We start from the raw sequence: 6,330 nt of genomic DNA, 5'->3' as shown, positions 1-6,330 counted from the left end.
GAAAACAAATCTTGACAAGGTTGTGCTTCATTTTGCAAAGTATTCTCGTGAAAAAATCCAGAATCTTGCATTGCGAAATTAAACGCCATCGACAGATAGCTCCAGAGCTATGTGCTGTATGCCCGCGTGTATCCAAATGCAAAGCATTTAGATTTTGGTATCAGACACATCAACGGCAATATCTGGAATTTGTAATGGATATTGTCCAAAAGTTTCCCGAGAAATATCAACTGGAGGTGGAGTTCATGGCGGAAAAACAACATTTTGTACAAATCGTGGATATGACGAGTGGCAAAATCGAACGCATAGTGAACCTCAAAGAGATCGATGCGATGAGTGCCGAAGATAAATTGGCGCTTTCCAAAAACAAGAACTTGTTTATTGTAACCCACCGTTTGCAGCCTATTGTAAAGGTGGAGATGAAAAAATCCATAATCCAAGGTCCGATTCAATTTGAGGCAGAATCAAGTGCCAAAGAGGCGGAATCAAAACCCGAAGCGGAACCTAAAAGCAGCGCAAAAGGGCGCCGGAAAAAAGCCTAAAGCCGAGCTTAGTAGTTCTTGTAAAAAAAAGCTTTTACAAAATTGTGCTGTATAAAATATTGGCACAAACTGACCAAAATTTACCGTTAGAAAAGGTAAAAAGGTTGGTAAGTGGCATCTCAAAAAGGAGATTCGTATGTTTACATTGGACGAGAAGCATCTGGAAGAAGCAAAGAAAATTGCTGCGGAACATCGTAAGAAAAAACGCTGTGATGAATGCTACGATCGCGGTTGGATAGGGGTTACCGAACAAAACCTATTGGTATTGTGCACCCGCTGTGTAGATCTCGATGCGGCAATGGTGGACTGGAAGAAATACGTTAGCGAGCATGAAGATTTGAAAGAACACTTCAGCGAATTGTTTGAAGAACATGAAGAAGTGGAAGCGGAAGAGGAACATCCCGCTCAACAAGCTTACGATCACAAAAAATCCCATCCCGTAGGAAAAACTGCCTACGTGCCGGGACCAAAAAGAACAGGAAGAGCAAAGAAAATTTGAGCAATGTATAAAAGCATAGACCTAAAAGAAAATCCGCGAGATTTGGAAGCCCGTGTGCGCACATACTGGCAAGAGCATGATACTGCAAAGAAGAGCATAGATTTTAGGGAAAACAATCCCCAATTTATTTTTTACGAAGGTCCTCCCACGGCAAATGGCAAACCGGGAATTCACCATGTGTTGGCAAGAACCTTAAAAGACGTGGTGTGCAGATATAAAACCATGACCGGACACCTGGTAAAAAGAAAAGCCGGATGGGATACACATGGCTTGCCGGTGGAAATTGAAGTGGAAAAAATGCTGGGTTTGGAAGATAAACAAGGCATCATTGAATATGGTGAAGAAGCCTTTTGCGCCAAATGCCGTGATTCTGTATTTTCCTACGAAAAACTCTGGCGTCACATGACCGAGCTAATGGCGTATTGGATAGATTTGGATAATCCTTACATTACTCTAGACAACAAATACATCGAATCGGTGTGGTGGATACTGAACAATTTTTTCCAGAGAGATCTTATATATAAAGAGTACAAAATTGTGCCATACTGTCCTTCCTGTGGAACTCCGCTTTCTTCTCATGAAGTGGCACAGGGCTATAAAGACGTTGAGGATCCCTCTGTGTATGTGCGGTTTAAAGCCATTGACGAAGAAAACACCTATTATCTGGCTTGGACTACCACTCCCTGGACCCTTATCTCAAACGTAGCTTTGGCGGTACATCCGGATGAAGATTATGTGGTGGTGGTGCACCAGGACCAACGGTTGATCTTGGCAAAAGCCAGGTTAGAAGTTTTAGACGGCGAATACGAGATCATCAGTCAGATGAAAGGAAAAGATCTTGAACACCGTCGCTATGAGCCATTATTCCAATTTGTACCGGTAGATAAACCCGCCTGGTTTATTGGATGTGCAGATTATGTTACGATGAGTGATGGCACGGGAGTGGTACATACAGCTCCAGCCTTTGGAGCCGATGACTATTCTTTAGCTCAAAAATACAATCTACCCTTTGTAAATCCGGTTGACGGAGAGGGTAAATTCAATGAATCAGTAAGCCCATGGGCGGGGTTGTTCGTAAAATCTGCCGATAAGGAGATTATCCGCAACCTAAAAGAAACAGGTGCTTTATATCGTAGAGAGCAGATAAAGCACAACTATCCCCACTGTTGGCGTTGTAGCAGTCCGTTAATCTATTATGCAAGAGAGAGTTGGTATATCCGTACCACGCTTTTTAAGGAACAGCTTATAGCCGAAAACCGCAAGATAAAATGGTATCCTTCCTTTGTGGGTGAGAAGCGTTTTGGAGAGTGGTTGGAAAACAATGTGGATTGGGCGCTTTCCCGAGATCGCTTCTGGGGCACTCCGCTCAATATTTGGGTGTGTGATGAATGCTCTGCGAAGAGTAGCGTTGGTTCTATAGCCGAATTGGTAAAACGCGGTAGAAAAGAAAATGGAGAGGAAATAGATCACAATATCGAGCTCCACCGCCCTTACATAGATGAAATCGTATTAAAATGCGATAAATGTGGCTCTGTAATGCACCGCACTCCAGAAGTTATAGATTGCTGGTTCGATAGCGGTTCAATGCCTTTTGCCCAGTGGCACTATCCTTTTGAGAATAAGGAAATCTTCGATACAAAGCTATTTCCGGCAGATTTTATTTCGGAGGGGATAGATCAAACACGGGGCTGGTTTTATAGCATGCTGACGATTTCGACTTTATTGAAGGGGAAATCTTCTTACAAGAGTTGCTTGGTGAACGATCTGATCTTGGACAAAAAGGGTCAGAAGATGAGTAAGAGCAAAGGCAATACCGTAGATCCTATCGAATTGATGGATACCTACGGAGCAGATGCCATCCGCTGGTATCTCTTGGAGGTTAGCCCACCTTGGGTTCCTACTCGTTTTGATGAAGATGGTGTGCGAGAAATTCAAAGTAAATTTATTGGTACCTTGAAGAATGTGTATTCGTTTTATGCTACCTATGCCAATATTGATGGTTTTGATGCCTCAAAGTATCCCTATGAGTGGGAACGTGAGGCAGAAATAGATAGCTGGATAATTTCACGGTTACACACCCTAACCAAGAACATTCGTACCCATATTGAGATATATGAGTTTTCCAAAGCCGTGCGAGCTATACAAGATTTTGTAATAGATGAGCTGTCAAATTGGTATGTACGCCGCAGTCGCCGCAGATTCTGGAGCTTTGAGCTTAGTAAGGATAAGGTGGAAGCGTATCGCACTCTGCACATGGTACTTTTAGAGGTGTGCAAGTTGATAGCGCCATTTGTACCATATTTAGCCGAAGAGATATATCAGGGTCTGGGTGGAGGAGAAAGCGTGCATCTTGAAAGCTATCCCCAAAGCCAAGCTCAATATATCAAACTTGGGTTGGAAACAGATATGCAAACAGTGATAGACGTTGTGTCTTTGGGCAGAACTGCGCGCGGCGAGGCTAATATTAAGATTCGCCAACCCTTAGGCGAAATGTATGTCCCCGCAAAGTTGCGTACTTCATTAGATAAGATGCTTGACTTGGTGCAGGAAGAAGTGAATATTCACAACATCCTATATGTAGAGGAAGATAGCAATTTTGTGCAATACGATCTAAAGCCTCAGTTCAAGGTGATGGGACCCAAATATGGCAAGCAGATGAAAGCTATAGCCGCCTATTTGGAGCAGGCAGATGCCACGGAGGCATTGAGCGCCTTTGCGGATAACCGGACATTTGACATCAATTTGGAAGGTAGTAAGATCAGCTTGATTCCAGAAGATCTGCTGGTGCAAATTCGCCCTCAAGAAGGCTATCAATTTGCTGCCATGAAAGACATCTTTGTGGCTCTGGATACGAGTCTTAGCGAAGTTCTTATCCGGGAAGGATTAGCGCGTGAGCTGGTAAATAAAATCCAGTATTCTCGCAAAGAACAGGGTTTTGAGATTATGGATCGCATCATAATAGGCTATTATGGCGATGCAGAAATTGAGGCTGCCATCAATGAATATGGCGAATTTATTAAGAGTGAAACACTTGCGGATACTATCCAAAAAAGCGCTGATAGCAATTTGCCGCAAGTAGATATCAACGGCAAACAAGTAGGATTAATGGTAAACAAAACCAAAGCAGAGTAAGCATGATTTGGGGGAAAAAATAGCACATTTCTGTATTAACTGCGGAACAAGCATACCGGATAAGGCAAAGTTTTGTCCTAACTGCGGAGAAAAAGTAGAGTTAAGTAGCAGTGTCTTCGAGCAGCCGGATCAATTATCCGTAACTGCAACTTCAGATCTTGCCAGAGCGCAAGAAGCAGTAAACAAGAACTTTACTTTGTTAGATCCGGGAGATGAGTTTCGTGGCTATAAGATACTTAGAATGCTCAATAAGGACGTGGAAGGCATCAAATATATCGCAGAAAAAAATAACAAAGAGTATGTGTTAAAAGTTTTCTTTAAATCCAGTTTCCAAAATATGGAAACCTTATTTGGGCTGCAAATGAGGCTATCGCGGCTCGGAAAAATAAAAGATTCATCCATTGCGCAAGTGGAAGAAGTCAATCAGAGTCATTCTCCTGCTTATATGGCGGTGGAATATGTGCATGGAGTATCCTTAGCAGAAATCCGCAAATACAATCCGGAGCGCATTACTGAAGAGAATGTACGCATTTTAGCACTCAAGCTGATTAGAAGCGCACAATCAGTAAGAAAACACGGTCTTACTATATCAAATCTGACTTTGAATGGGGTGTTGCTCAATGATGATCAAGAGCCAATCATCCTTTCCAGCGGCATATTCTATGAGGAAGTTGATGAACGCGAAGAAGTGTTTGCCATTGGAGCAATAATCGCCCAGTTATTGGCACAGAATACCTTGTATCAGAATTTATATGAAACCGGTCGCCTCAGAACTAACAAGTTTATTCCTATTAGCAATGCCACTTTGGATATCAATAATATTTTAGCGGAATGCTTGCATCGCAACATATCTCAGCGCTTTGCAAGCCTTGAGAAACTGGCTGAAGCCATAAAGAATTTGCCTCCGGTGCAGGGAGCGGAGCTTACCAAAACTCTGGATCCTCGCCTTTTAGAAGAAAGTAAACCTACACAGGAAAATATTCCCAGACACCGAATTGAATATGGATTTTGGGCGTTGGTTGTGGCGGTAATCATCATTATTATACTTCTGTTTACTACAAATATGTACACGGTGCTGTTTGGAACAAAGGGCGATAAACTGCAGTATACAGGCTTCAATTTTGGCTCGGAAGATGCGGATGACGATACTTTACGTGCTCCGGCAGTTAATTTGCCCCCACGTGAAAGTAGATTGCCCTCACAAACCGTTTATGGCGAATTGAAAAACATTTCTGGAGTAGATAAATACGATCCCCGAAGACAACTTGGCACTTCTGAAGAAGAATCTCCTACTGTAAAACCACTGGTTAGCCCATCCCGCCCAGGACCGAATTATGTTTACCTCGAACCTGGTACATACGGATTTGGCAGGCTTAGCAATAATCAGGCGCATAATGTATCTCTTTCTGGTTTCTACATCAGCAAATATGAAGTTACACAAGCTCAATGGAATCGTTTCATGAAGCCGGCGAATGTTAGTGCCGTGGGTGACAAACTACCTGTGGACAATATTAGTTGGTTCGATATTGCCATATTTTGTAATGGACTTAGCGAAGCAGAAAACCTTAATCCTGCTTATCGCATCAGGGGCATCGGGGCATCACGTGTAGTTACTTGCGATTTTGATGCCAATGGTTACCGTTTGCCTACCGAAGCGGAATGGGAATATGCTGCCAAAGCCGGGAATATGTTTATCTATAGTGGATCGGATAATCCGGATGATATCGCCTGGTATCGAGATAACTCAGCCGGTAAACTGCGCCAACCGGGCTTGAAAAATCCTAACGATTTTGGGCTCTACGATTGCACTGGTAACGTATCGGAATGGGTTTGGGATTGGTTCGATGCAAACTACATTCGCGCATTGCCCACATTTGTAAATCCTCATGGACCGAATACGGGAACTCAAAAAACCATTCGCGGGGGTAATGTAATGAATAGTGAAGGCAGAAATTTGAATATCCTGTGGCGCGATAAGGGCGATCCAAATCGTGGATATCAGTTTGTTGGCTTCCGTTTGGTAAGAACAAAATAAAAAAAAGATAGACAAGTATCATCTCTTCTGATTTTAGTATTTTTATAGATTTATTGTTAATTTAAAAAATAGGACTATCCAAAATAGGAGATACCTATGAAAATCCTAAACAAAGCAAAACT

General features: G+C 42.5%; 4 protein-coding genes. All 4 read left to right on the top strand.

The genetic code is table 11. The features are described from left to right. On the top strand, positions 1-542 hold a 542-nt coding region (locus LHW48_02815; protein MCB5259391.1), incomplete at its 5' end, for a hypothetical protein. 136 nt (positions 543-678) lie between these two features. Further along, positions 679-1,041, top strand: coding sequence for a hypothetical protein (locus tag LHW48_02810; protein MCB5259390.1), 363 nt, complete (start codon positions 679-681; stop codon positions 1,039-1,041). 3 nt (positions 1,042-1,044) lie between these two features. Further along, positions 1,045-4,173, top strand: coding sequence for an isoleucine--tRNA ligase (gene ileS / locus LHW48_02805; protein ID MCB5259389.1), 3,129 nt, complete (start codon positions 1,045-1,047; stop codon positions 4,171-4,173). A 7-nt stretch (positions 4,174-4,180) separates the two neighbouring features. Then, a complete protein-coding gene (locus LHW48_02800; protein MCB5259388.1) occupies positions 4,181-6,208 on the top strand; it encodes an SUMF1/EgtB/PvdO family nonheme iron enzyme in 2,028 nt (675 codons plus the stop codon). Positions 6,209-6,330 lie beyond the last annotated feature (122 nt).

The organism is Candidatus Cloacimonadota bacterium, assembly GCA_020532355.1.
Lineage (GTDB): Bacteria > Cloacimonadota > Cloacimonadia > Cloacimonadales > Cloacimonadaceae > UBA5456.
This window is presented reverse-complemented; position numbering and strand designations above follow the sequence as displayed.

Coding starts and splice junctions, on each gene's coding strand:
- LHW48_02810 (MCB5259390.1), top strand. CDS start 679: ATGTTTACATTGGACGAGAAGCATCTGGAAGAAGCAAAGAAAATTGCT.
- ileS (MCB5259389.1), top strand. CDS start 1,045: ATGTATAAAAGCATAGACCTAAAAGAAAATCCGCGAGATTTGGAAGCC.